Here is a 23,249-nt window from a genome sequence, read left to right as displayed (position 1 = left end):
TTTATGCTTTTGTTGCTATTCTTAATTTCGCACTTCTCGCTCTATTATTCACCACTATTTCTTCACTCGTTGGCACTATCAATTTCCCAACTTTCTTTAACGGCACACTTATATTCCCATAAAAATCCTTTTCTGGTTCACCTTCGAACAAACCTGTTCTTATAAACCTTTTCACCAAACGATCTTCTAATGAGTGATAAGAGATAACACTTAAACGACCATCGTCATTCAATAATTGAGGCATTTGATTTAAAAACTCCTTTAACACCTCTAACTCCTCATTTACCTCTATACGAATTGCCTGATAAATCTGAGCTAAGATTTTATGCTCTTTCATTTTAGGTAAAAAACGCTTCAACACCTCTTTTAACTCAAAACTTGTTTCAATTCTTTTTTCCGCTCTTGCAGCAACTATTGTTTTCGCTATCGCTCTTGCATTTCTAAGCTCACCATAATAAAAAAGAATATCCGCTAACTTAGACTCTTCAAAATCATTAATTACTTCTTTTGCTGAAACTTTCGCATTTTGATTCATCCTCATATCTAACTCACCATCAAAACGAATTGAAAAACCTCTTTCCGCTTCATCAAACTGATGAGAAGAAACACCTAAATCAGCCAAAACACCATCAACCTTTTTTACTCCGTGAAATCTTAAAAAACGAGATATGTATCTAAAATTTTCTTCAATCAACACAAAACGATCATCTTCAATAATATTTCTTCTCGCATCATCATCTTGATCAAACCCAAACAATCTACCATTCGGACCTAAACGTTTCAAAATCTCTTTTGAATGACCACCTCCACCGAAAGTAACATCCACATAAACTCCATCTTCCTTTACATCAAGAGCATCAACACTCTCTTTCAACAACACCGATTCGTGATAATTATTCATCTAACTCTATATTTCCCATTACCGCTTCAGCTAAATCACCAAAATCTTCAGCTGAATCTTCAATAACCTTCTCATAATTTTCCTTATCCCATATCTCAACGATATTCACCGCACTAGAAAGCACCACTTCTTTTTTTATTTCTGCAAAAGCACACAGATCTTTTGGAATCAAAATCCTACCAGTAGCATCAACCTCAACCATCTTCACTCCTGCTGTAAACCTCCTTATGAAGTCATTATTTTTCTTCACAAAACGATTCAGCTTATTGATTTTACTCATCATAACATTCCACTCTTGCATTGGATACAACTCCAAACAAGACTGAAACACAGAACGTTTAATCACAAAACCTTCTTGCAACACAGGAGATAGCTGCTTCTTTAGACTAGAAGCTAGCATAAGCCTACCTTTGGCATCAGCTTTACACTCATATGTTCCAATAAGATTTATCACAAAAACTATATAGTAATATTCAAAAGTATAAAATATTTACCACTTTTTACCACTTTTTACCACATTGTTAATAACTTACACCACTTTACACCCAATTACCTAAAAAACTTATGATTAACCCCGTAAAAGAGGCCTCTTCAAAAAAGAAATTGACATATAACAAAAAAGGTTTATTTTTGCGGTTAGCCAAATGTTAGCTAATGACTGATTTTTTAAAGAAAGAAGATAAATTTACTTACGCGGAAGCTGGTGAAGGAAGGCCTATTATCGTTTTACACGGTTTAATGGGAGCATTAAGTAATTTTGACAATACATTTGATCATTTTTCTAAAATAGGGTATCAAGTTCTAATACCAGAACTTCCACTTTACACATTACCTATTTTAAAGACAAATGTTAAGAATCTTGCTAAGTTTTTACACGATTTTATTGAATTTAAACAATTGAAAGACGTTGTGCTTTTAGGTAATTCACTTGGTGGACATATCGCTCTTTATTACATCAAACATTATCCTCAAGATGTTTCTGCTCTGGTACTAACAGGTAGTTCTGGATTGTATGAAAACTCAATGGGAAATAATTATCCTAGAAGAGGAGACAAAGGATTTGTACGCACAAAAACTCAGGAAGTTTTTTATGACAAATCAATAGCTACAGAAGAACTTGTTGATCAAGTATACGACGTAATTAATGATAGAAATACATTAGTTAAAACATTAGCTATTGCAAAAAGTGCTGTTCGTCATAACATGGCAAACGACTTACCTAACATGCAACAACCAACATGCTTAATTTGGGGTAAAAACGATACTGTAACTCCGCCAGATGTAGCAGAAGATTTCCATAGACTTTTACCAGACAGTGATTTATTCTGGGTTGATAAATGTGGACATGCTCCTATGATGGAACATCCTGAAGAGTTTAACAATACACTTGAAGCTTGGTTTAAAAAACGTAATATTTAAACGATGAAAATAAAATCTGCTGAGTTTGTGATGAGTAACAGTAATGTTATAAATGCACCAAAAGACAGAATACCTGAATATGCTTTCATCGGTCGTTCTAACGTGGGAAAATCTTCATTGATTAACATGTTGATGGAACGAAAAAAATTAGCAAAAACATCTGGAACTCCTGGAAAAACACAATTAATTAATCATTTTAAAGTAAATGATGAATGGTTTTTAGTTGATTTACCTGGTTATGGATATGCTAAAGTTTCTAAAAAGAAACGAACTATATTTCAATATTTTATTGAAAACTATTTTAAAGAGCGTGAACAATTAGTGTGTGCTTTTGTTTTAGTTGATAGTAGACACGATCCACAAAAAATAGATTTAGAATTTATGCGCTTTCTTGGTGAAAATAGCATTCCTTTTGCTATTATTTTTACCAAGGCGGATAAATTACCTAGTTCTAAACTGAACAAACAAATTCTTTCTTACAAAAGAAAATTATTACAACATTGGGAAACTTTACCAGTTAACTTTTTAACTTCTTCTTCAAACAAACTTGGAAGAGAAGAAGTTTTAAGTTTTATTGATCAGGTAAACAAAGATGTCGCAGACGATTTTAAATAAAATCTAAATGCATTCTACAAAAAACAATTTACAAGTTTTACATGAAGACAATCATCTAATTATCATCAACAAACGCTCTGGCGATATTGTTCAAGGTGATAAAACAGGTGACAAACCTCTTAGTGATGTAGTAAAAGAATACATTAAAGATAAGTACAATAAACCTGGAAATGTTTTTTTAGGAACTGTTCATAGATTAGATCGTCCTACTTCTGGTATTGTAATCTACGCACGAACTTCTAAAGCTCTTGAGCGTTTAAATAAAATGCTTCGTGAAAAGCAAATTAAGAAAACATATTGGGCAGTGGTGAAAGGACATCCTAACAAAGAAAAGGATAGTTTAACCAATTTTCTTAAGAAAAATCCGAAGAATAATAAATCTAAAGCTTATAATCACGAAGTTTCTGGAAGCAAAAAAGCTATTTTACATTATACTGTGTTAAGAAAACTCGATCGCTACTCTTTACTTGAAGTTGATTTAGAGACTGGTCGACACCATCAAATTCGTTGTCAGCTTTCAAACATTGGTCACCCTATAAAAGGTGATTTAAAATACGGATTTCCAAGAAGTAACAAAAACGCCAGCATACATCTTTTGGCTAAAAAAATTGAATTTATTCACCCTGTTAGTAAAGATAAAATTGCTGTAAACGCTCCTACTCCACTTAATGATGGTGTTTGGGATGCATGTAACTAATTCGTATATTTAGTTCAAAATCATCTTACTACAATGAAAGCATTAAAATATTTATTGGTATTCACTGTACCTTTAACTACCTATATTTCATTTACATCAACAGGTTGGATTACATATTCTACTCTAATCTATGTTTTTGGAATTGTTCCATTGGCAGATTTTTTTCTAAAAGTTAATGCAAGTAATTTTGATAAAGAACAAGAAGAAGTTGAAAAGCATAATAAGCTATATTCTTATATTCTATATTTAACTGTTCCAACACAAGTAGCTTTTTTAATTTGGTTTTTATCTGTGATTGAAAACACCACTAACACCGTAGATCTTATCGGACGAATTTTAGCCATGGGAATTATGTGTGGAGTTATTGGAATTAATGTGGGACACGAACTTGGACATCGAAGTAATAGATTAGAGCAACTTTTAGGAGAGATTTTATTACTTACTTCTTTAGAAACTCATTTCTTGCCATACCACAACGCAGGACATCATTTTAATGTTGCGACTCCTGAAGATGCAGCCACAGCAAGAAAAAACGAAGCTTTATATCTATTTTGGATTCGCTCTCAATTCATGAGTTACATCGAAGCCTGGAAAATAGAGAACAAAAGACTAAAAACTTCTGAAAGAAGTTGGTTTCATCATCAAAACAGAATGATTGTTTATACACTAGCGCACATCATTTTAATTAGTTCAATTTTTTATTTTTTTGGAATTACTGTAACCTTATATTTTCTAGCTGCTGCTATTGTAGGAGTTTTACTTTTAGAAACTGTAAACTACATTGAACATTACGGTTTAATGCGTAAAAAGAATAAATTTGGACGATATGAAAGAGTTCGCCACACACACTCTTGGAACTCAAATCATGTGATTGGAAAACTAGTTTTATTTAACTTATCTAGACATTCAGATCATCATTATAATGGAAGTAAGCATTATCAAATTTTAAAATCACTTCCCGAAAGTCCACAAATGCCAACGGGTTACCCCGGAATGATGTTATTATCTTTAATTCCGCCCATTTGGTTTAGATTAATGAATAAAAAATTACAAGAAATATAATTTTATGACCGATACAGTTATTACTGAAGCTATTCCTGAATTAATTCAGGAACAACGTCGTTTTTTTGCCACACAACAAACTAAAGATATTTCTTTCAGAAAAAAGAGTTTACAAAAGTTACTAAAAGAAATCACACGAAGAGAAGATGATATTTTAAAAGCACTACACAATGATTTCAGAAAATCTGAATATGAAGGAGTAATGACTGAAACTGGGATTGTACTTTCTGAATTGAAAATGATGATTAAAAACGTACGTTCTTGGTCTAAACCTAGACGTGTTTTTCCTGCGTTATTAAACTTTCCTTCATCAGCCAAAATACATCCAGAACCTTACGGAACTACCTTAATTATTTCTCCTTGGAATTATCCATATCAATTAGCTTTTTCTCCTTTAGTGGGAGCAATTGCAGCTGGAAATACAGTAGTTTTAAAACCTTCGGAACTTACTCCGCACACAAGCGCTATCACAAGAGAAATTATCGAAGCTGTTTTTGACAAGAAACATGTAGCTGTAATTGAAGGAGGAGTTCCAGAAACACAAGAATTACTAGCTCAACGATGGGATTATATTTTCTTTACAGGAAGTGTGCCTGTAGGTAGAATTGTAGCAAAAGCTGCTGCAGAACATATTACTCCTACCACTCTTGAATTAGGAGGAAAAAGTCCTTGTATTGTAGATGATTCAGCAAAAATAAAACTTGCTGCTAAAAGAATTGTTTGGGGTAAATTTTTAAATGGAGGACAAACATGTATCGCTCCAGATTACCTATTAATTCATAAGAAAGTAAAAGATCAATTTACAAGCGCTTTTATTTCTGAAATTGAAAAAGCTTATGGAACAAATCCTAAAGCTTCAGCTGATTTTCCAAGAATTGTAAACACAAAAAACTTTGATCGTTTACACAAAATGATCGAAAATGAAACTTTATTAACTGGAGGTGAAACTGATCGTGAAGAGTGTTACATCTCTCCTACTCTTGTTGACGAGCCAAGCTTAGACAGTAACGTAATGCAAGAAGAGATTTTCGGTCCTATTTTACCAGTTCTTTCTTACGAGTCTGAAAGTGAATTAGAAAATATCATTAGTAAGTTTGATAAACCACTTGCATTTTATGTCTTTACTGGTCATAAATCTTTTGCGAAGAAAATGATTCAACGTTACTCTTTTGGTGGAGGAACTATTAATGATACTACAGTACATTTTGCTAATCATAATTTACCATTTGGTGGTGTTGGAGAAAGTGGAACTGGAAGCTATCATGGAAAGCAAACTTTCGAGACTTTTTCACATAAAAAAGGGGTTGTTACAAGAGGAAACTGGTTAGATGTCCCTACAAGATATGCGCCTTATAAAGGAAAACTGAAACAATTAAAAACATTATTGAAACTAGGATAATATTACTATGAGTGAAAAAACTGTAAGCGAAGCTATTGCATATAGAAGATCGGTTCGTGTATACGATGACACAAAAAAAATAGATACTTCAATCGTAAAGAAATGTATTGAACAGGCTTCGTTAGCTCCCAACAGTAGCAATATGCAATTATGGGAATTTTATCATGTTACTTCTAAATCTGTTATAGATAAATTAATACCACTTTGTTTCAACCAAAATGCTGCTAAAACTGCGCAACAAATGGTCGTGGTTACCGTAAGAAAAGATTTATGGAAAAAGAGAGCTAAAGCAAATTTAGAATATCTAGATAAAGTTTATCCACCTCAACCCGACGGAAAACAATCTAGCAGAGAAAAATTTGCTAAAAATTACTACAAGAAACTCATTCCGTTTGTTTACAATGATTTTCTAGGGATTTTTGGCTTCTTTAAATATTTAACAATTTTAATTACAGGATTATTCAAACCTATTTACAGAGAAGTACGCGCAAAAGACATGCGAGTTGTTGCTCATAAAAGTGCTGGATTAGCTGCACAGACTTTTATGTTGAGTATGGCTGGTGAAGGTTACGATACTTGCCCGATGGAAGGTTCTGATACTTGGCGTGTAAAAAAGGTTTTAGGATTACCTTCTGGTGCTGAAATTAACATGATTATTTCTTGTGGTATTCGTAAACCTGAAGGTGTTTATGGAAAACGCTTTAGAGTTCCTTTTGAAGATATTTATACAGAGGTTTAATAATTAGTATTACATAGAAAGTTAGTGAATAAGTACAAATGAAAAACTACTTACTTTTAATAACACTACTCATTCTAGTTTCTTGCAAAGGAAATAGCCAAAAACCACAAAACAATAATCTAGATGTTGTTAAGTATCATGTTTCAGATTCTGGTGTTCGATTTAAATTACAAGATTGGGGAGAAAAAGAACTTAAAGAATATCACATGCTTTTAGAGAAAGCTAAAATCTTAATTGAAAAATATTCACCTCAACAGAGTAATATTTTTAATGCTAAAAATTTAGATTTAGTTCTTGAAAAGTGGAAAGAGAATAAAAGTCCAAATAAAGAATCTAAAAAAGAGATTATGACTTTAATAGGTGCAAGTTTCGGTAAAGATTTAAATGACTTTTTTAATTGTGAATGGAAAATTTATTATGATAATCAAGGAAGTGATTTCACTGTAATTCATAAAGTTTATAAAATGAATCTTTTTCCATTTTCAACAGTCTACAAAGCAATAGAGTTAAACAAAAAAGGAAGTCTCTACGATTTAAAAAAAACGTTTAAACATAATATTAATGAGGCTGAAAAGAATGGAGATTACACTAAATGGTAAACATCTTTCTTCCCACATATGCTAATTTTGAAATATTTCGCAATACACTTAAGCAGTGAATGAATTACAATTCATAAGAGAATACTACAGACCTATTCAGCCAGCTGTTTCAATTAATGATAACAAAATCAATTATCGAGAAATTCCTCCTAATAAAGAAATTAAGGATTTCGTGTTTTGTTTCTGGCAACTTAAAACACAGAAAAAACTAAATAGCGACTATAATTACCGAGTTGTTTCTGATGGCTGTATCGATATTTTTTTCAATCATAAAGAACCAACAGAAAACTTTATTATGGGATTTTGCCGAAAGTTTGTTCAATTTTCAATTGGGAAAGAATTTGATTATATCGGTATCCGTTTTTTACCTGCTATGTTTTCTCTTTTATTTGGAATTGACGCTAAAACTTTAAGCAATCAATCTCAAGATTTATACAACGTACTTCCTGATTTTTCAGAATGGATAACATCAAATATTAAATCAACGGATTCTTTTGAAGATATTACAGAAATCATCAACAAGAAAATATTCCAATTAATAAATAATCAAGAAATTAATTACGATGTTCGTTTTTTAGAAGCATTAAAAATGATCTTTAAACAACATGGGCATTTAGACACAGAAGAAGACCTTAATTCAGAATTAAGCACAAGACATCTACGTAGAATTTTCAACTTTTATTTAGGAACAACAGCGAAATCGTTTAGTAATGTCGTTCGCTTTCAATATATTTTAAACGCTAATCCGTCAAAACAAAGTCTCAAAGAAAATAAACTATACTTTGATGTTGGCTTTTTCGATCAAGCTCATTTCATTAAAAACTTCAAAACTTTCTACGGCGTAACTCCTTCCGAAGCCTTTCATTAAGCTTGTCCGATTTTTACAATACTTCATGGTTTTGTCAATTTAAATTTGACATAAGAAAATCATTAACAATGAAAAAAGTATTATTAACGCTATTTGTTCTATCACTTAACTGGATGAATGCACAAACGACAAACAAGATGAAATTAAACGCTGGAATAATTACTAAAAAACTACAAGAAACAAAGAAATTTTACACCGAAGTTTTAGATTTTAGCGTAAGTTTTGAAAATGAATTTTATCTATTACTTCATACACCAAACCATTCAGCAGAACTCAGTTTTCTACTACCGAATCATGCCAGTCAGAAACCTATTTTTCAATCAGAATTTAATGGTAAAGGTGTTTATCTAACAATTGAAGTAGAAAATGTAGATCAGGTATATGAGAAACTAAAAAAGAAAAGCATTCCTATAGAAATTGAAATTCGTAACGAACCTTGGGGAGATCGACATTTTGCTATCGTTGATCCTAATAACATTGGGATTGATATTGTGACTTACACTAAACCAGAAGAATAAAATACTTTATTGGATCTAATATTTCACAAAGCATCTAAAATTCAAGTTTTTAATTAACTTTATGGCTAAAATTGCAAGTTGTACTTGAGACAAACTTCATTTTAAATCATAATTGCTAAATAAAATGGAAAAACTAAAATATTCAGAATTGCACCCTTTGAAACCTAATTTGGTAAACGAACAATTATTAACTAAAGATGAGTTTATTAATAAGTTTAATAACTTTCAATGGGTAGAATTATTAAAACTTCAGCTAAGCGCAAAAGAGTTATATGGATCTCCTTCTTTAAATATTGAAAATGAAAAAGGTGATGGAATTGCGGTTTCAATAGTTGGTAATTTACATGAACACGAATTTTATATTTGCTACAAAAGACCTACAACTTATAAAAAGAGCAAATGGTTTGGACTAGTTACTTATGATTTCTATGATAAAGATTTTTGTAGTGTAATTCCTGGACAAACAAAAGAAGATGCATTTGAAGCCTTCATGTTATTTTATGAAAAGGATTATGAAAAAATAGAAGAAAAATGGGGATAAAAAATTGCAATCAGAAAATTGTTGACATAAGAGTATTTAACAGTAATGATAATTACATTGAATTTGATAACGGTTATGCCATTGACGGAGCTATTCAGGTTTATTTATTTAAAACGACAGTTACTTTTGTTTGGAATTTTGAGCTTGAAAATTTTGAATTTCAAGAAAACCGAAATCTAGAAACTTCTCATTTCTATGAAATAAACTTGAATAACTTACCTAAGATTAAAAATTTAATCGGACAAGAAATCGACTCTTTAAAGTTTATTGAAAATGAATTTCATACTCTTGTAGATTATACAATGAAAACGGGAAAAATTAAATTAGTCTCAGGAATTGAATTAACTTTTATCTCTAAAGAAACAATTAAAATCTCATGTTCTAATTTTAAAATTAATAGTTTAAAGAACATACCAACTAATATCTCCCCGGATTTACAAGGAAATATTTTAATTGAAATAAGCTAAAAAATAATAATTATTAAATGATTGGAGCAACTGGTCCATACGCAGAACTGTTTATTATACTGTTATGTTGGGTAATTCTAAACCCAATATTTCTAACAATGTATTTCCACAAAAAAATAACTGAACGATTTAATTCACGAATAAAAAAGACAATAGCTCTTTTTGCTCTCTATATTCTTCTTCTTTCTATTGCTGTATTTTCTTTTAGACTTACCTTCATTATAAGGTTGACCCCCTCTTTAATTATTTCTCCAATAAGCACAATCGCATTGGTTTTTATGCTAGGTCTTAGAAATGATAAAATCAAACAAATTCAATGAAAAAACTCTTTACTCTTGTAATACTTACATGTATTGCTTTTAGTTGTAGTCGCAGCAAAAAATCTGTGATAGATGATTATTCAGCTAAAATAGATAGCCTAATATTAACTTTTACACCAAGAGAATTTAACGGTGTAATTTTGATAACTCAAAATGGTAAAACTAAATGTTCAAAAGAATATGGGTTTTCTAATTTTAAAGAACAGACTCCAATTAAATTAAGTGATAATTTCTTAATTCAATCGAATAGTAAGCAAATTACAGCTGTATTAATTTTAAAAGAAGTAGAAAAAGGAAACATTGATTTGAATAAAACAGTACATGATTATTTACCTGAGATAAAAGCCGATTGGACAAATTCAGTTACTATCCATAATTTACTAAATATGTCTGCTGGTATAAATTATTTCAACAACACATTACTTTTCGAACCAGGAAATGGATTTATGTACAATAATAAAAATTATGGTTTGCTAGGTAAAATACTTCAAAAAGTAACTGATAGAAAATTTAAAGAATTAGCTAATGATTTATTTAAAGAATTAAGTATGAATAATACTTATTGCTATGAATATGACAAACCTAACAAGGGGATAATAAATAGCTACGAACTTGGAAGCTTTGCTTATCCTGTTGAATTTAAATATACTGATTTCACTAAAGACAGTTGGGAAAATTACATTCCTGCTGGCGGTATTGTTTCTAATGTTTTTGACTTGAATATTTGGGATAATAAATTACACAATGGAGAAATTTTAAGTTCCGATTTATATAAACAAATGACAACTCCAACTAATATGGGTAAACATTCTGCTTTTGATAATGAAACAACTGGTTATGGATATGGAATAAGAACTCATAGTCAACATAAAACATTATATATTGGTCATGGTGGTAAAGGTTTAGGTTTTGTTTCTTTTAAATTTTATATCCCTAAGAATAAAGTTGATGTTATAATTTTAGAGAATATTTATTATAAAAGTGGTAATTCAATAAATAATGATATCATTTATCACTTTGAAAATGAAATCAGGAAAATAGTAGCCAACAGTTCTCTAGGAAGAGAATAATCATATCAAATTTTAAAAACTGTATAGATGACTAAAGAAGAAAGGTTTAGAGGATGTATAATTGGAGGTGCCATTGGAGATGCTTGGGGAAGCGGTTTTGAAAATCAATTTGAAGAAGATGGTGATACATTTTATTTTCTTGGAAATCCAAATGTAAAAATGCCTACTTGGGGAATTACAGACGATACACAATTGACTTTAGCTACAATCGAAGTAATGTGTGAAAATAAAAAAGTAAATCCTGAAGTAATAGCGAACAAGTTCGTTGAATATTACCAACAACGAAAGCTAAGAGGAATTGGAGCAAGTACTTTAAAATCTTTAAAAGAGTTAAGCTTTGGCGGACATTGGAGTCAAGTGGGAAGAAGAGGCGAATATGCAGCAGGAAACGGAGCAGCTATGAGAATAGCTCCAATAGCTTTTAGAGAAGAAATTACATATTCTGAAATCAGAGATATTTGTATTATCACTCACAATAATGATGAAGCTTATATTGGAGCTAAAAGTGTAATAATCGCTATAAGAGAAATTTTAAATGGTAACTGGAATGGTACAACGAATTTATTAGAACTAATTATTGATCAAATTCCTGATACCAGAGTTCGTGATAGACTTATTGAAATCAAAAACATAGAAAATCTTCTTGAGATAGGAAAAATTGGCAACGATGGATATGTCGTAAATTCTGTTCCATTAGCAATTGCAGCAGCAAATAAAGTTAAAGAAATTGGAATTGAACAAATGTATGCTCAGCTTATTGAAATCGGTGGAGATACCGATACAAATTGTTCAATTGCAGGACAAATAGCTGGTTCTTTAATCGGGTTTCATGCTATTCCCATAAAACTGACTTCTAAATTAGAAACTTTACAAGATTACAATTGGATAACAACTACAATGGATAAATTAATTGCATTAGAAAACTGGTAATAAAAACATTTTTACAACTATATGAAAACGAAAATTCAAATACTAGTTTGCTTCTTAATTACATTCATTAGCAATGCTCAAAAAAATACAATTACAGATTTTTTTAAGGATTGTAATAACTATTCTGTAGAAGATTCTATTTCACTTTATGACCAGTATACTGATTTCACTCTTAAGCTTCCGAAATACTGGACGGGTAAATTTAGAGGAGATTTAAATAGTTTATTAGCTCAAAAAACGTCTGATTCCTCTTTCATTAAATTAGAAGGATATTCTTCTTATGATGTTCAAAATAACAATAATGAACTTCAAAAGAAAAACCCGAACTTCTTAGACACAATTTTTATAGCATCACAAGAAATTGTTATCATAAGTCATACGAAAACAAAATTTAAAGATAAATTACTTCACAAATATGAATTCCATTGTAAAATTGAAAATACACCGTGGATTCGTAAATTTTATTTAGTAGCTAATAAAGAACCAAATAAAAAAGATATTTGTGAAATAAGACATATTATAAAACAGTATATGCAAAAATTTAAAAGCTAATTGCAATTAAAAATCTAGTTTACTTATATTGAAGGATCTAACAACAAAAACTTTAAACATGAAAAGATTTTTAACAATTCTGTTTAGTTCTTTATTTATTTTAAGCTGTACTAACATTGAAAATAATAAGAACGAGAATGTAATTAAACTTCAAACTGAACTTGATAGCATTAAAAAGATAATTACTGAAAATCAAAATAGTTCAAAAACACAAATTGCAACATTCTTAACATTTCAAAAAGAAAATGCTGAACAAGCAATGAACTTCTATATCAAACTATTTAACAATTCAAAAATTATAAATATAAAACGTTGGGAAAAAGGTGCTCCAGGAAAAGAAGGAACCATTATGCACGCCACATTTAGTTTAAATGATAAACTTTTTATGTGTAGTGATAGTCCTGCTATTCACGACTGGGGTTTTACTCCTGCTGTTTCTAACTTTGTTGAATGTAAAGATGAACAACAATTAAACAAATTGTTTTCAAAACTATCCGAAAACGGAAAGGTAATGATGCCTTTAAATAATTATGGATTCAGCACAAAATTTGGTTTTGTTGAAGATCAATTTGGCGTTTCTTGGCAGTTAAATTTAAAATAGGAAACTATTTGTTATCTATCATTTACAAATTAGTCTTAAACTGTAACATATAAACATATACATTGTCTTTATTAAAAATTAATAAAGACAAAATGAAAAATAACATCATCGTTCTTTTTGCTACCATTCTTTTGCTTTTTCCATTAATCGGAAATACATGCAGTATGTATAAAATCACTAAAAACGGAAGAACTATTGTGGGGAATAACGAAGATTTTCTAAGTCCGAATAATCAATTTTGGTTTGAAGTAGCTGGTGATAAAAAATTTGGAGTTATGTACATGGGTAGAATCAATAATTTTGCTCAAGGTGCAATTAATGAAGCTGGTTTAGTTTTTGATGGATTTGCTAATTCTGAATTAGCCGTTACAAATACCGTAGGAAAGACTAAAGTTTCGATAGTTAACGCTCTTCGCAATATCATGCAATCTATGGCAACTGTAGAAGAAGTGAAAGAATACTTAGAAACTATTGATTTAAGTTTTCTTTCAAGTAGTATGCTTGTATTTGTAGATAAATCTGGAACATATTTAATAGTTGAAGGTGAACTATTAATAATTGGAGAAGAGTCTGAAAAATCGTTTTCTAATTTTTATTACTCACAAATAAACTCTCTATCTGAAGTTGATATTCCTAGGTTTCAAAAAGGGCAACAGTTTTTAAATACTACACAAGGCAAAGCATCTTTTGATTATTGTAGTAAAGTAATGGATAATATGAAAACCGAAAGCTCTGAAGTTACCTCCACACAATTTTCTACAATTTACGATTTAACTTCTCTTAAAATTCGTTTATACCTATACACTGATTTTTCTAATTATGTTGAATTAGATCTAAAAAAAGAACTCAAGAAAGGAAATCATAAAACAATGATGATTGACTTATTTGAAAAAGACACAAATTCTATAGCTTATCAATTTTATACTAAATATAACGATTCAAATAATCCAGTTTTATTTCTGAAAGAAAAAATGAACCCTGAACAATATTCAGAAGAAGAACTTAAAAATAAAGGCGTAAACTGGGGAATTAATGTTGTAGGTTATGAGTGGTTAAAAAATAAAAAGGATCCAAAAACTGCCATAAAAGTTTTTAAATACGGACTTAAATTAATGCCTAATGATTTTGATCTTTATGATAGTTTAGGAGAAGCTTATTTAGACAATAAAGAATGGAATAAAGCTATAATTAATTATGCTAAATCTTTAACATTAAATCCAGAAAATCAGAATGCAATCAAGAAATTATTAGAATGTAAGGAAAAGAAAGAATCCTTTAATAGTAAAAATAACAATGAAAATTGACATCCTAAAAAAGATTGATATTACTTCTGAAATACAAAGTCAAATCACTGATTTTCTTAAAGAACTTAGTCCTAATAAATTAACATTTTAAGAAGAAAACAATTCTCCTTTTTTAACAAACGCTTTAAGTTACAATCTTTCTAAAAAATTTTCTTTTTAGTTAACTTTACAAAAATTAGTAAAGCACTTAAATTTTACAAAAAGAAAGCGTAAATCAGAATGAAAGACCTTTTACAAACACCTGTTCAATTCCCTTGTGGATTAACCATGAAAAACAAATTCATGTTAGCTCCATTAACGAATACTCAAAGTTTTGAAGACGGACGATTATCTGAAGATGAATATCAGTGGTTAACAATGAGAGCTAAAGGTCAATTTGGATTGGTTATGACTTGTGCTTCTCACGTTCAAGCTTCTGGAAAAGGTTTTCCTGGACAATTAGGTATTTTTTCTGATGATCATATTGAAGGACATAAAAGATTAAGTGAAAAAATTAAATCATATGGTAGTTTAGCTGTTGTTCAACTTCACCATGCAGGAATGCGATCTCCTGAAGAACTGATTCAGCAAAAACCTCTTTGCCCTTCTAACAACGAAAAACATGGTGCTCGTGAAATTTCTTCAGAAGAAATTCAACAACTAAAAAACGATTTTATTAATGCTGCAAAAAGAGCTCAAAAAAGTGGTTACGATGGTGTTGAAGTTCATGGTGCCCACGGTTACATATTAGCTCAATTTCTAAGCTCAAGTATAAATAACAGAACCGATAATTATGGTGGAAGTTTAGAAAACAGAAGTCGTATTTTATTTGAAATTGTAAATGGTATTAGAAATACTTGTGGCGAACAATTTTTATTAGGTGTTAGACTTTCTCCTGAACGATTCGGACTTAAATTATCTGAAATAAAACAAGTTTGTGAAAGACTAGTTGAAGAAACTAAAATTGATTTCCTTGATGTTTCTTTATGGGATGTATACAAACATCCGGAAGAAGAAGAACATCAACATAAATCTTTGCTTGAACATTTTACAGCATTAGATTTAAAAAATGTTCATTTAACTGTGGCTGGTAATATCAGAAATGGTGAAGATGTTCAAAAAGTTTTAAATTCAAACGTAGATTTTGTTACTATTGGGCGTTCTGCAATTCTTCATCATAATTTTCCTGAACAAGTAATAAAAGATATCAACTTTAAACCTACCGAAATTCCGGTTTCAAAAGCATATTTAAAAAATGAAGGTGTAGGTGAAAACTTTATTGATTATATGAGTAAATGGTCTGGATTTGTAAATCCTGATTAATTACTATTTAATTCAAAAATTTATTTTGAAACAAGTATTAAAGCACTTAAAATCAAATCCGAAACAACTATTTCTAATTGATGGAATTGGTGCTATAATATCTGCTTTTCTACTTGGCATTGTCTTAGTTCGATTTGAATCTTTTTTTGGTATTCCAAAACAAACCTTGTACCTACTTGCTACGCTACCTTGCTTCTTTGCTATGTATGATTTTTACTGTTATTTCAACACTAATAAAAACATAGCTTTTTTCATAAAAGCAATTGCTTTTGTAAACATCTGTTACTGTTGTACATCAATTGGTTTTGCATTGTATCACAAGGAAACAATTACCTCTTTGGGTTGGAGCTACATTTTTGCAGAAATTGTAATTGTACTTCTACTTGCTTTGTTAGAATTGAAAGTTGCTAACTATAAAACGAACTAACACAAAAACTGTAAATCACTTAAAATCAGCTTCCTCATTTTTAAGAAAGATTTTTATTCAAAAAAGCTTAATTCAACTTAACAATAACGTAACATGTAAACACGAATCTGGTATGTTAGTTGATGGTTGTTCTTCGTAAAAATTTTAAATTATGAAAAACTTAAACTTAACACTACTATTACTTTTTTTAACCTTCATTTCTTGCGGAGACGACGACGATGTAATTAACGATGATGTAAGCTCAGAACAAGTCAGGTATAAAAATTTGTTGGCTTACTATCCTTTTGAAAAAAATCCTTTTGATCAAAGTGGTTATAACAATCATGGAATTGCAAATGAAGTTTCTATAACGAGTGATCAATTGGCTCTTGAAAATTTTGCTTATTATTTCAATGGTGATGATAGCGGGATTGAAGTTCCAAACAACCCTCAGTTATTTTTAGATGATGAGTTCACTATTTCTGCTTGGATTTATCCAGAAGAAAAAAAATCTCAAACTATTCTTAGAAAAGGAAGTGCTATTAGTGGAACTGGAGCTTGGCCTTACGGATTATCATCATCAGCAAATGAATTAATTTTCTCAACTAATTCTGAAGGTCAACTTAAGCAAGTCAAAAAAAACGGATATGAGATAAATACCTGGTATTTAATTACTGGTGTATTAAAAGATCAGAAAATGTTTTTATATGTAAATAATGAACTAATTGCTACTGAAGAAATACAAGGAAGTATTTTAAATAATGATCAACCATTATTAATAGGAACTCGTTTAAATTTGCCATCGAATACATTTAAAGGAAAAATAGATGAAGTTAGAATTTATAACGTTGCTTTAAATCAATCTGAAATAACATCGCTTTTCAACAAGAAATAATTACACATAAACTATAAATAAAACAGACGTTTGGTATTTAATCAAACGTCTGTTCATTTTATATTCAATCTTTAAAATAATAATCTGTAATTTAGTCCGTAACTAACAATTCACCTATTTGTTAGTAATTAAAAATGTTATGAAAAGTAAAGGTTTATCTAAAACTCAAAAAAATAAAATATTTTTAGAAGAGTATTATTTCGGTTATGGTGTTTTTTATACACTTTTAAGAATATTAGCTGGTCCACTTATTTTAATAATTGGATATAATTTATACACTCCAGGAAACTATAAAGGATTATTATTTATTGGTTTTGGAGTCTATTATACACTTCAACCTTTAATTTTACTTATTAGTAGCAAAACTTGGTTTGAAAGGTTTGATCTTAATTATACTGTTACTCCTAATAAACTCATTATTGCAACTGAAAAAAGTAAATCGGAACTAGATTATTCAGAATTTAGAGATCTTAAAAAAAGAAAAAACTATTACGTTTTAATCACAAAACACAAACAAACAATTCATCTACCTTTTGAAATATTGAACCAAGAAGAAATTGAAATTCTAGAAAAATTAAAAGAACATGGAAAACTTAAAACATATCAGTAAACACTTATGAGAATTTAAGTTGTATATACTTTACTTATATTTATCAATGGAGTAATAACCTAGATTTACATTACTATGACTAAAAAATATTTTTTGAGTAATAAAAGAATGCGAAGAACATCATTTATCTATATACTTTGTTCCGTTATGATGTTTGTATTTTTCATTTTAAGTAAAGCTCCTTTTTTCATCATATTTTTTATTGTCACTTTATTACTTGGGATATATTTCTATAAAAAAACGGACAAAATTATTCAGTTTGAAATTACTCCTGAAGAAATTCTTTATCACCCAAAATTGAATCATGGATCAAAGAAATTCAATGATTTCTATAATCTTTTTCTAAAGAATGATTTTAAGAAAATGAAAATTTCTGATATCAAGAATGTAGAAAGATCTTCTTCTTTTGCTCTTGGTCATAACTTATATATAATTGACTTTAATAATACTAAAACTCAATTATTACTAGATGAAAATAAATCTCAGTTAGATGAAATTTACAAAGACTTAAAACAGGTCATCAAAGAATCTGCAAAGCATAAAGAAAAAACAGAAACATTTGAAATTGAAAATAAAACGCTCATTAAAAAAATAGTTGTAGAAGAAAAGAATAATAAAACCATTACAACGACATATACAACATTTAATAATGATCCGAATATAAAAGGAAAAGAACTCCTAATTTCTGAAACTATTGTAGCGATACTTATTTGGATGAAGAAAGTTCAGAATACTATTCATATTGATAATCTACTGCATGATTTTATACAACCTGATAGTGAAAACTTTGAGAAACTCACAGCTGTTGTTGAAATGATGAATCAAAATACCATTGAACAATCTCAAAACTTTATCAGAGAAAAATTTGAAGAATGTAAAAAGGAATATACTGATAAAGCTATCAATTACATATTTACGACAACTCTTTCAACAACGAAGAAACTCTTTGTATTAGACAGAACATTAGAAGCTTTCTTTAAAGAATTATTGATATCAAGTGGTTATGGTGAACTTGGTTTAGATGCTAAAATTGCTCAATTGCGTTCGTAAATTCTATTAACAGGAAAAGGAAAATCAATTTAAAAATTCTGCTTTAAGACTGAATGAGAAAAATAAACTTTAAAAAAGATCATATTTCAATACAAAACATAGGAAAACTTCGATTTTGGATTGGAATTATTTCTGGTTTTGTTACTGCCACTACACTTTCACTAATTTTTAATAGAGCTAGAGAAATTATTCGTTTTTCAACGAGCATATCTGAAGATCTTTTAACTTTTGAAGATGCAGAGCTTGCCTTTTTTAATTATTTTATTGTTTCACTATGTACTGCTCTCGGACTTTCTGTTACTATCAGAATTTGGGTTGAAAGCACAATCAGTAAAAAGAAAAAACATAATTTTCTCAAACAACAAATAAGAACGAATACAGTACTGTTTTTCTGGATAATTCTATTTTTAGCCGTTAAATTGGCGTATCTTTTTATATTTCTAATAGCAGCTGAAGTTTCAAGCAATTCTGGACATCCTATTAATTTGTATAAAGATTGTTCCAGTCTTTTTGTGCTCTTACCAATAGTAATTTTTATCAATAGTTGGTCTTTATTAAGGTTACTATATAAATCAATAAAATGGATTTTAATTTCAATCGTAGTTTCTTTCTTTACGATACTTATCCTCTATAGAACAACAACTGTGAATCAAGAAATACTAAACGATATTTATTTTAAGCCTTATCTAAAATCACTAGAATATATTGATAATGAAATAAAAACATCAGAAAAAAAGTACAATATTAAATTTGACAGCGATGCCATTCGTACGCTTAAAAAACGTAAGTATGTGAGTTCTGGACATCAAATTTGGGATATAAAAAAATCTTTTTCCTACAATCAAAAAGTATCATTAGACACTATCATTATACAACAAATTATTATTCATGACTTAAAAGGCAGTTATAATCGCAGATATTATTACAAACCACGTTCTGTAATGAATTGGAAATATGCTTTACCTAAAGATATTTTAAAACAAATTGGTTACTTCAATCCTAATTCAAATGAAACGAAAGAGCTTTTCAATCTTTTAAAAGAAGAAATTTTATTGGTGAATAGATCTAAAATAATACTTGATAAAGAACTAGAATATGAACCTAGAGATCAAAAAAGAAAAGAGTTACAGGTTAATGTAATGCTTGTAGAACAATTAAAAGAGGTAAAAGATAGTTTACTTGCACAGAAAAAATACGTTAAACTTCATAACATCTTACCAGAAATAAAAGAATATTCTTTAGAAGAAATAGAACCAAATGAAAAAAGCCAAGATTAATCTTGGCTTTTATTTTTTTAGTAAAGGAATTTAATTAGATGTTGTAAATGTAGTACTAGCACATCCTATATCTTCGAACTTTTTAATTAATCGCTGTGCTCCTTCTTTGTCTCCTCTTGATCTATGTCTATCTGATCTTCTTATTAATCTCTGACATTTTCTTAAACTTGGACCTCCACCGTGGATACTTAGCAATTCTTGTTTTCCTAATACTTTTCCTGGAAATTTCATGATATATTTTTTAAAGTTAAGGTCTAAATGTATGAATTAAATTCAGTTTACCGAAGAAATCTATTTCTTAAAATAGTTATAAAAATTATTCAGCAAACCACAATTAGTTGTTCAGCTAACTATTTTTAATATATTTGTAACATGATTAATGATAACACTTACTTTCAGATAGAACTTACAGCCAGAAAAATAAGACAATACGGGCAAAATGTACTTAAAGCTCATGGTATTGATATTACCATAGAACAATGGTTAGTTTTAAATGTAATTCATGAAAACGAATCTGTTAGTCAAATTGTTATTGGAGAAAAGCTTGTACGAGACAAGCCCACAATTTCGAGAATGGTTCGTCATTTAGAAAAGAAAGAATTAATCGTAAAAAACACTTCTGCTAAAGATTCAAGAAAAACTGAATTATCAATTTCTAAAAAGGGAAAAGAACTTATCAGTAGTCTCTACCCTATTATAGAAAACATTCGTTTTTCTGGTCTAAGTGAACTTTCTGAAAGTGAAAAAGAAAGTGTAAAAATCATTTTAGAAAAAATAAGAAAAAAATTAGAGAACTAATTTTTAATTAAATAGTTGTCTAGCTAACTAAAATAATAACTTTAAAATTAAATATCATGAAAACAAAAATTTTAATCTTCTTAACTACTTTAACTCTTTTATCGTGTACAACAAATGCTCAGAAAAATGATAAGAAAGGAGTAAAATCTACTTTAACATCTTACATAAATGCTGGTGACACAAACAATGTAATTCAATTGAATCCACAATTGCACCCAAATTTTAGAGTCGCTTTGTACGATGATAAGAAAAATGCTGTATCTATTTTAGATAAAGCTACTTATGTATCATTTATTGAATCTAAAAAATTTGGTGGTTATAAAAGAAAGGCAAGTTTTGAAAATTTTCAGTTCATAGAAAAAAATATGGCTACTGTAAAAGTAACTTTAACTAGCCCAGGTAAACCAACTTTAAAGAATTTTTACTCACTAGTAAAAATTAAAAACAAGTGGTTGATAATTCAAGATTATGTAATGCTAATTCCATAGAAAACACAAAAAAATAAAACATAGAGTTTTTTTATCGCTCTATGTTTTATTTTCTACATTGCTAGCGATTTCAAGAGGCAAGTTATTTCATGGAAAAGACTACTGACTATACTATTACAATATGTGAAAAGGAAAACATTAAGAAAATTGTTGACGGAATAAACGAATATAATTTAAGTAAAGTTCCTCCACTTGCTGATGTTTGGACTCCCTTAGAGTTTGTTGCAAAAGACAAAAACGGAATTGAAATCGGTGGTGTTTTAGGTGGTATTGGATACTGGAATGGTCTTGAAATTAAAATTTTATGGGTAAAAGAATCCTATAGAAAACAAGGGTTAGGAACAAAGATTTTAAATCATATTGAAAAAGTAGCTAAAGAAAAAGGTGCAACAATTGCTATGCTAGATACATTCGATTTTCAAGCTGAAGATTTTTACTTAAAGAATGGTTATGAACCTTTTGGAGAGTTAAAAAATTTCCCTGCAGGGAAAAGACGAATTTACTTTTCTAAAAAATTATAAAAGAGTTCATTGGTTTTAAATTCATTTTTAAGATTTATTTCGTTTCCACGCAACTAATCCTAAGTTTTAGCATCTTATTGAAAAACAGATGTATGAAAAAAATAATTCTTCTTTTTATTTTAGGTTTAGTGACAATCGCTTGTAATTCTGATGACGAAACTTTAAATAATGAATATGAATTCGTAACTCCATATACAACTAATATTACTGTAGGTGGTATTATTGGAACTACGGAAAGAACTTTTGAAGTCGGTGAGACATTTTCTGGAATCGATCAAAACCAGAATACAATTACAATAAGAATTGCAGAACCTTCAGAATTAAATAATGATTGTCCGAATAGTTGGTGCTATCAAGAATTGTTAGAAGTACCTCGCGAATTTCTAAGACACATAGAATAGTTAGTTCCATCTTAGTATACTTAAATTAAATGTACTGTATCAAAAAGTATTATTATTGTGGAATCTAAACCTGATTGAATAGTAATTTGGCCAAATTAATACAGAAACATGAATTATATTTCTAGACATATACGATTATTCCCTGTGAATTTTCAAATCGATCAAGAAGAAATAAATTCTATTTTAAAGAAAATAAATTCTGTTTCATTTTGCTATTATTTTTGGCACAATGATTACAATTGTTTAGACCTTTTATATACCTCTAAAAAACCTGTTGATTTCTTTTTAAATGATCGTGTATTAGAAAAATTTCATTATTGGGAAATCAATTCCGATGAAGACTTTTCTACGGATACTATTTCTTGTCGATCTAAATTTTATAAGAGTAAAGAAGATGGTACTTTTAATTATGCTTCTGTGTGTTATTATCAAACAGATCAAATAAAATTCATCGGATTCAATAAAGATTTTATTCATAAACTCATAAAGTGTTTAGAAATTACCATAACTAGTGTGACTAGTGATCATTATATCTGTAATAAAAAACTTTTTTATCAAGCTTCAAATGATCGTTGGAATTCAATTGATAATTTAAAAGCCAATGAAAACACTAATTTGAATGGATTGCTTTTTGAAGATGGACTAATTTTAAATACTTCAGAAAAAACAAACTTGTTGAGAGACGTTTTTCAAGAAATCGAAAGACATAAAAACCACAATATCAACAGTATTGAATTAACAAATAACAATCAAGTGATTCATAAATTTACTTGGAATATGGAAACTAAAAAATGGAAAGAACTGCATGGATATTCTTGGTCTGCATGTATCGATTCAGAGTATATTAAATTTCTTGACTGGTATAGAAAAGAAAAAACAATGGTTTCTCTGTAAAATAA

At 29.3% G+C, this 23,249-nt stretch carries 30 protein-coding genes; 27 read left to right on the top strand and 3 right to left on the bottom strand.

What is annotated here, in order from left to right:
- Position 1: 1 nt before the first annotated feature.
- Together rsmH and mraZ are read right to left on the bottom strand one after the other, a co-directional pair.
- Positions 2 to 901: a 16S rRNA (cytosine(1402)-N(4))-methyltransferase RsmH gene (rsmH, locus tag Q1A15_RS11795; RefSeq protein ID WP_299623749.1), complete on the bottom strand. Its 900-nt coding sequence runs from the start codon at positions 899 to 901 to the stop codon at positions 2 to 4.
- Entirely contained in the window at positions 894 to 1,355 is a 462-nt protein-coding gene (mraZ, locus tag Q1A15_RS11790) for a division/cell wall cluster transcriptional repressor MraZ (RefSeq protein ID WP_299623746.1), read from the bottom strand. The genes rsmH and mraZ overlap by 8 nt, the downstream gene beginning before the upstream one ends.
- 200 nt (positions 1,356 to 1,555) lie before the next feature.
- Here mraZ and Q1A15_RS11785 point away from each other — a divergent pair, with 200 nt between their 5' ends.
- The 22 genes from Q1A15_RS11785 to Q1A15_RS11680 all read left to right on the top strand — a co-directional run bounded on the left by Q1A15_RS11785 (position 1,556) and on the right by Q1A15_RS11680 (position 20,142).
- Positions 1,556 to 2,320 (top strand): alpha/beta hydrolase, encoded by a 765-nt coding sequence (locus tag Q1A15_RS11785; protein ID WP_299623744.1) that lies wholly within the window; start codon positions 1,556 to 1,558, stop codon positions 2,318 to 2,320.
- A 3-nt stretch (positions 2,321 to 2,323) separates the two neighbouring features.
- Positions 2,324 to 2,935 (top strand): ribosome biogenesis GTP-binding protein YihA/YsxC, encoded by a 612-nt coding sequence (gene yihA, locus Q1A15_RS11780; protein WP_299623741.1) that lies wholly within the window; start codon positions 2,324 to 2,326, stop codon positions 2,933 to 2,935.
- A gap of 7 nt (positions 2,936 to 2,942) precedes the next feature.
- Positions 2,943 to 3,632, top strand: a complete 690-nt coding sequence (locus Q1A15_RS11775; protein WP_299623738.1) for an RluA family pseudouridine synthase — start codon at positions 2,943 to 2,945, stop codon at positions 3,630 to 3,632.
- A 33-nt stretch (positions 3,633 to 3,665) separates the two neighbouring features.
- On the top strand, positions 3,666 to 4,694 hold the full coding sequence (locus Q1A15_RS11770) for an alkane 1-monooxygenase (RefSeq protein ID WP_299623735.1): 1,029 nt from the start codon (positions 3,666 to 3,668) through the stop codon (positions 4,692 to 4,694).
- 4 nt (positions 4,695 to 4,698) lie between these two features.
- Complete coding sequence (locus Q1A15_RS11765; protein ID WP_299623732.1) at positions 4,699 to 6,093, top strand: aldehyde dehydrogenase; 1,395 nt, start codon at positions 4,699 to 4,701, stop codon at positions 6,091 to 6,093.
- Between the two features lie 7 nt (positions 6,094 to 6,100).
- A complete protein-coding gene (locus Q1A15_RS11760) occupies positions 6,101 to 6,832 on the top strand; it encodes a nitroreductase family protein (protein ID WP_299623729.1) in 732 nt (243 codons plus the stop codon).
- Between the two features lie 38 nt (positions 6,833 to 6,870).
- On the top strand, positions 6,871 to 7,431 hold the full coding sequence (locus Q1A15_RS11755; protein WP_299623726.1) for a hypothetical protein: 561 nt from the start codon (positions 6,871 to 6,873) through the stop codon (positions 7,429 to 7,431).
- Positions 7,432 to 7,486: 55 nt separating this feature from the next.
- Entirely contained in the window at positions 7,487 to 8,299 is an 813-nt protein-coding gene (locus Q1A15_RS11750) for a helix-turn-helix domain-containing protein (RefSeq protein ID WP_299623723.1), read from the top strand.
- A gap of 137 nt (positions 8,300 to 8,436) precedes the next feature.
- Positions 8,437 to 8,817, top strand: coding sequence for a VOC family protein (locus tag Q1A15_RS11745; RefSeq protein ID WP_299624051.1), 381 nt, complete (start codon positions 8,437 to 8,439; stop codon positions 8,815 to 8,817).
- A gap of 124 nt (positions 8,818 to 8,941) precedes the next feature.
- Positions 8,942 to 9,358, top strand: coding sequence for a hypothetical protein (locus Q1A15_RS11740; RefSeq protein ID WP_299623719.1), 417 nt, complete (start codon positions 8,942 to 8,944; stop codon positions 9,356 to 9,358).
- The gene (locus Q1A15_RS11735; protein WP_299623716.1) at positions 9,349 to 9,825 is read left to right on the top strand and encodes a hypothetical protein; all 477 of its coding nucleotides are present in this window, start codon (positions 9,349 to 9,351) and stop codon (positions 9,823 to 9,825) included. Before Q1A15_RS11740 ends, Q1A15_RS11735 begins: the two co-directional genes overlap by 10 nt.
- A 316-nt stretch (positions 9,826 to 10,141) precedes the next feature.
- Positions 10,142 to 11,215 carry a serine hydrolase domain-containing protein gene (locus Q1A15_RS11730; RefSeq protein WP_299623713.1) on the top strand — a complete coding sequence of 358 codons (1,074 nt, stop codon included), beginning with the start codon at positions 10,142 to 10,144 and terminating at the stop codon, positions 11,213 to 11,215.
- A gap of 27 nt (positions 11,216 to 11,242) precedes the next feature.
- Complete coding sequence (locus Q1A15_RS11725) at positions 11,243 to 12,145, top strand: ADP-ribosylglycohydrolase family protein (RefSeq protein ID WP_299623711.1); 903 nt, start codon at positions 11,243 to 11,245, stop codon at positions 12,143 to 12,145.
- A gap of 21 nt (positions 12,146 to 12,166) precedes the next feature.
- Complete coding sequence (locus tag Q1A15_RS11720; RefSeq protein WP_299623708.1) at positions 12,167 to 12,697, top strand: hypothetical protein; 531 nt, start codon at positions 12,167 to 12,169, stop codon at positions 12,695 to 12,697.
- Positions 12,698 to 12,755: 58 nt separating this feature from the next.
- Positions 12,756 to 13,298 (top strand): VOC family protein, encoded by a 543-nt coding sequence (locus Q1A15_RS11715; RefSeq protein ID WP_299623705.1) that lies wholly within the window; start codon positions 12,756 to 12,758, stop codon positions 13,296 to 13,298.
- A gap of 92 nt (positions 13,299 to 13,390) precedes the next feature.
- Entirely contained in the window at positions 13,391 to 14,602 is a 1,212-nt protein-coding gene (locus Q1A15_RS11710) for a hypothetical protein (RefSeq protein ID WP_299623702.1), read from the top strand.
- A 219-nt stretch (positions 14,603 to 14,821) separates the two neighbouring features.
- The gene (locus Q1A15_RS11705; protein ID WP_299623699.1) at positions 14,822 to 15,904 is read left to right on the top strand and encodes an NADH:flavin oxidoreductase; all 1,083 of its coding nucleotides are present in this window, start codon (positions 14,822 to 14,824) and stop codon (positions 15,902 to 15,904) included.
- A gap of 25 nt (positions 15,905 to 15,929) precedes the next feature.
- Positions 15,930 to 16,331: a hypothetical protein gene (locus Q1A15_RS11700; RefSeq protein WP_299623696.1), complete on the top strand. Its 402-nt coding sequence runs from the start codon at positions 15,930 to 15,932 to the stop codon at positions 16,329 to 16,331.
- Positions 16,332 to 16,482: 151 nt separating this feature from the next.
- Positions 16,483 to 17,205, top strand: coding sequence for a LamG domain-containing protein (locus Q1A15_RS11695; protein ID WP_299623693.1), 723 nt, complete (start codon positions 16,483 to 16,485; stop codon positions 17,203 to 17,205).
- A gap of 139 nt (positions 17,206 to 17,344) precedes the next feature.
- Positions 17,345 to 17,815 carry a YcxB family protein gene (locus tag Q1A15_RS11690; protein ID WP_299623689.1) on the top strand — a complete coding sequence of 157 codons (471 nt, stop codon included), beginning with the start codon at positions 17,345 to 17,347 and terminating at the stop codon, positions 17,813 to 17,815.
- Positions 17,816 to 17,962: 147 nt separating this feature from the next.
- On the top strand, positions 17,963 to 18,865 hold the full coding sequence (locus Q1A15_RS11685) for a hypothetical protein (protein ID WP_299623686.1): 903 nt from the start codon (positions 17,963 to 17,965) through the stop codon (positions 18,863 to 18,865).
- 53 nt (positions 18,866 to 18,918) lie between these two features.
- Positions 18,919 to 20,142: a hypothetical protein gene (locus tag Q1A15_RS11680; RefSeq protein ID WP_299623683.1), complete on the top strand. Its 1,224-nt coding sequence runs from the start codon at positions 18,919 to 18,921 to the stop codon at positions 20,140 to 20,142.
- 30 nt (positions 20,143 to 20,172) lie between these two features.
- Here Q1A15_RS11680 and Q1A15_RS11675 read toward each other — a convergent pair whose 3' ends face one another.
- Complete coding sequence (locus Q1A15_RS11675; protein WP_299623680.1) at positions 20,173 to 20,373, bottom strand: hypothetical protein; 201 nt, start codon at positions 20,371 to 20,373, stop codon at positions 20,173 to 20,175.
- 141 nt (positions 20,374 to 20,514) lie between these two features.
- Between Q1A15_RS11675 and Q1A15_RS11670 the strand changes: the two genes are divergently transcribed.
- From Q1A15_RS11670 to Q1A15_RS11650, 5 genes are all read left to right on the top strand, one after another.
- Positions 20,515 to 20,940, top strand: a complete 426-nt coding sequence (locus Q1A15_RS11670; protein ID WP_299623677.1) for a MarR family transcriptional regulator — start codon at positions 20,515 to 20,517, stop codon at positions 20,938 to 20,940.
- Between the two features lie 56 nt (positions 20,941 to 20,996).
- Positions 20,997 to 21,428 (top strand): nuclear transport factor 2 family protein, encoded by a 432-nt coding sequence (locus Q1A15_RS11665; RefSeq protein ID WP_299623675.1) that lies wholly within the window; start codon positions 20,997 to 20,999, stop codon positions 21,426 to 21,428.
- Positions 21,429 to 21,517: 89 nt separating this feature from the next.
- Positions 21,518 to 21,949, top strand: coding sequence for a GNAT family N-acetyltransferase (locus Q1A15_RS11660; protein WP_299623673.1), 432 nt, complete (start codon positions 21,518 to 21,520; stop codon positions 21,947 to 21,949).
- 92 nt (positions 21,950 to 22,041) lie between these two features.
- Complete coding sequence (locus tag Q1A15_RS11655) at positions 22,042 to 22,350, top strand: hypothetical protein (RefSeq protein WP_299623670.1); 309 nt, start codon at positions 22,042 to 22,044, stop codon at positions 22,348 to 22,350.
- Positions 22,351 to 22,458: 108 nt separating this feature from the next.
- Positions 22,459 to 23,244, top strand: coding sequence for a hypothetical protein (locus tag Q1A15_RS11650; RefSeq protein ID WP_299623668.1), 786 nt, complete (start codon positions 22,459 to 22,461; stop codon positions 23,242 to 23,244).
- Positions 23,245 to 23,249: the final 5 nt, after the last annotated feature.

This window comes from uncultured Tenacibaculum sp. (genome assembly GCF_947495995.1).
Classification (GTDB): domain Bacteria; phylum Bacteroidota; class Bacteroidia; order Flavobacteriales; family Flavobacteriaceae; genus Polaribacter.
Note: the sequence above shows the minus strand (reverse complement) of the source record. Positions and strands in the feature narration are given on the sequence as shown.

What these genes read in the sequence shown, in the direction of transcription:
- Q1A15_RS11685 (WP_299623686.1), top strand. Translation starts at nt 17,963, where the DNA reads ATGATGTTTGTATTTTTCATTTTAAGTAAAGCTCCTTTTTTCATCATA.
- Q1A15_RS11710 (WP_299623702.1), top strand. Translation starts at nt 13,391, where the DNA reads ATGAAAAATAACATCATCGTTCTTTTTGCTACCATTCTTTTGCTTTTT.
- yihA (WP_299623741.1), top strand. Translation starts at nt 2,324, where the DNA reads ATGAAAATAAAATCTGCTGAGTTTGTGATGAGTAACAGTAATGTTATA.
- Q1A15_RS11775 (WP_299623738.1), top strand. Translation starts at nt 2,943, where the DNA reads ATGCATTCTACAAAAAACAATTTACAAGTTTTACATGAAGACAATCAT.
- Q1A15_RS11770 (WP_299623735.1), top strand. Translation starts at nt 3,666, where the DNA reads ATGAAAGCATTAAAATATTTATTGGTATTCACTGTACCTTTAACTACC.
- Q1A15_RS11650 (WP_299623668.1), top strand. Translation starts at nt 22,459, where the DNA reads ATGAATTATATTTCTAGACATATACGATTATTCCCTGTGAATTTTCAA.
- rsmH (WP_299623749.1), bottom strand. Translation starts at nt 901, where the DNA reads ATGAATAATTATCACGAATCGGTGTTGTTGAAAGAGAGTGTTGATGCT.
- Q1A15_RS11670 (WP_299623677.1), top strand. Translation starts at nt 20,515, where the DNA reads ATGATTAATGATAACACTTACTTTCAGATAGAACTTACAGCCAGAAAA.
- Q1A15_RS11765 (WP_299623732.1), top strand. Translation starts at nt 4,699, where the DNA reads ATGACCGATACAGTTATTACTGAAGCTATTCCTGAATTAATTCAGGAA.
- Q1A15_RS11745 (WP_299624051.1), top strand. Translation starts at nt 8,437, where the DNA reads ATGAAATTAAACGCTGGAATAATTACTAAAAAACTACAAGAAACAAAG.
- Q1A15_RS11785 (WP_299623744.1), top strand. Translation starts at nt 1,556, where the DNA reads ATGACTGATTTTTTAAAGAAAGAAGATAAATTTACTTACGCGGAAGCT.
- Q1A15_RS11660 (WP_299623673.1), top strand. Translation starts at nt 21,518, where the DNA reads ATGGAAAAGACTACTGACTATACTATTACAATATGTGAAAAGGAAAAC.
- Q1A15_RS11665 (WP_299623675.1), top strand. Translation starts at nt 20,997, where the DNA reads ATGAAAACAAAAATTTTAATCTTCTTAACTACTTTAACTCTTTTATCG.
- Q1A15_RS11740 (WP_299623719.1), top strand. Translation starts at nt 8,942, where the DNA reads ATGGAAAAACTAAAATATTCAGAATTGCACCCTTTGAAACCTAATTTG.
- Q1A15_RS11725 (WP_299623711.1), top strand. Translation starts at nt 11,243, where the DNA reads ATGACTAAAGAAGAAAGGTTTAGAGGATGTATAATTGGAGGTGCCATT.
- Q1A15_RS11720 (WP_299623708.1), top strand. Translation starts at nt 12,167, where the DNA reads ATGAAAACGAAAATTCAAATACTAGTTTGCTTCTTAATTACATTCATT.
- Q1A15_RS11690 (WP_299623689.1), top strand. Translation starts at nt 17,345, where the DNA reads ATGAAAAGTAAAGGTTTATCTAAAACTCAAAAAAATAAAATATTTTTA.
- Q1A15_RS11735 (WP_299623716.1), top strand. Translation starts at nt 9,349, where the DNA reads ATGGGGATAAAAAATTGCAATCAGAAAATTGTTGACATAAGAGTATTT.
- Q1A15_RS11755 (WP_299623726.1), top strand. Translation starts at nt 6,871, where the DNA reads ATGAAAAACTACTTACTTTTAATAACACTACTCATTCTAGTTTCTTGC.
- Q1A15_RS11705 (WP_299623699.1), top strand. Translation starts at nt 14,822, where the DNA reads ATGAAAGACCTTTTACAAACACCTGTTCAATTCCCTTGTGGATTAACC.
- Q1A15_RS11760 (WP_299623729.1), top strand. Translation starts at nt 6,101, where the DNA reads ATGAGTGAAAAAACTGTAAGCGAAGCTATTGCATATAGAAGATCGGTT.
- Q1A15_RS11655 (WP_299623670.1), top strand. Translation starts at nt 22,042, where the DNA reads ATGAAAAAAATAATTCTTCTTTTTATTTTAGGTTTAGTGACAATCGCT.
- Q1A15_RS11730 (WP_299623713.1), top strand. Translation starts at nt 10,142, where the DNA reads ATGAAAAAACTCTTTACTCTTGTAATACTTACATGTATTGCTTTTAGT.
- Q1A15_RS11715 (WP_299623705.1), top strand. Translation starts at nt 12,756, where the DNA reads ATGAAAAGATTTTTAACAATTCTGTTTAGTTCTTTATTTATTTTAAGC.
- Q1A15_RS11695 (WP_299623693.1), top strand. Translation starts at nt 16,483, where the DNA reads ATGAAAAACTTAAACTTAACACTACTATTACTTTTTTTAACCTTCATT.
- Q1A15_RS11675 (WP_299623680.1), bottom strand. Translation starts at nt 20,373, where the DNA reads ATGAAATTTCCAGGAAAAGTATTAGGAAAACAAGAATTGCTAAGTATC.
- Q1A15_RS11680 (WP_299623683.1), top strand. Translation starts at nt 18,919, where the DNA reads ATGAGAAAAATAAACTTTAAAAAAGATCATATTTCAATACAAAACATA.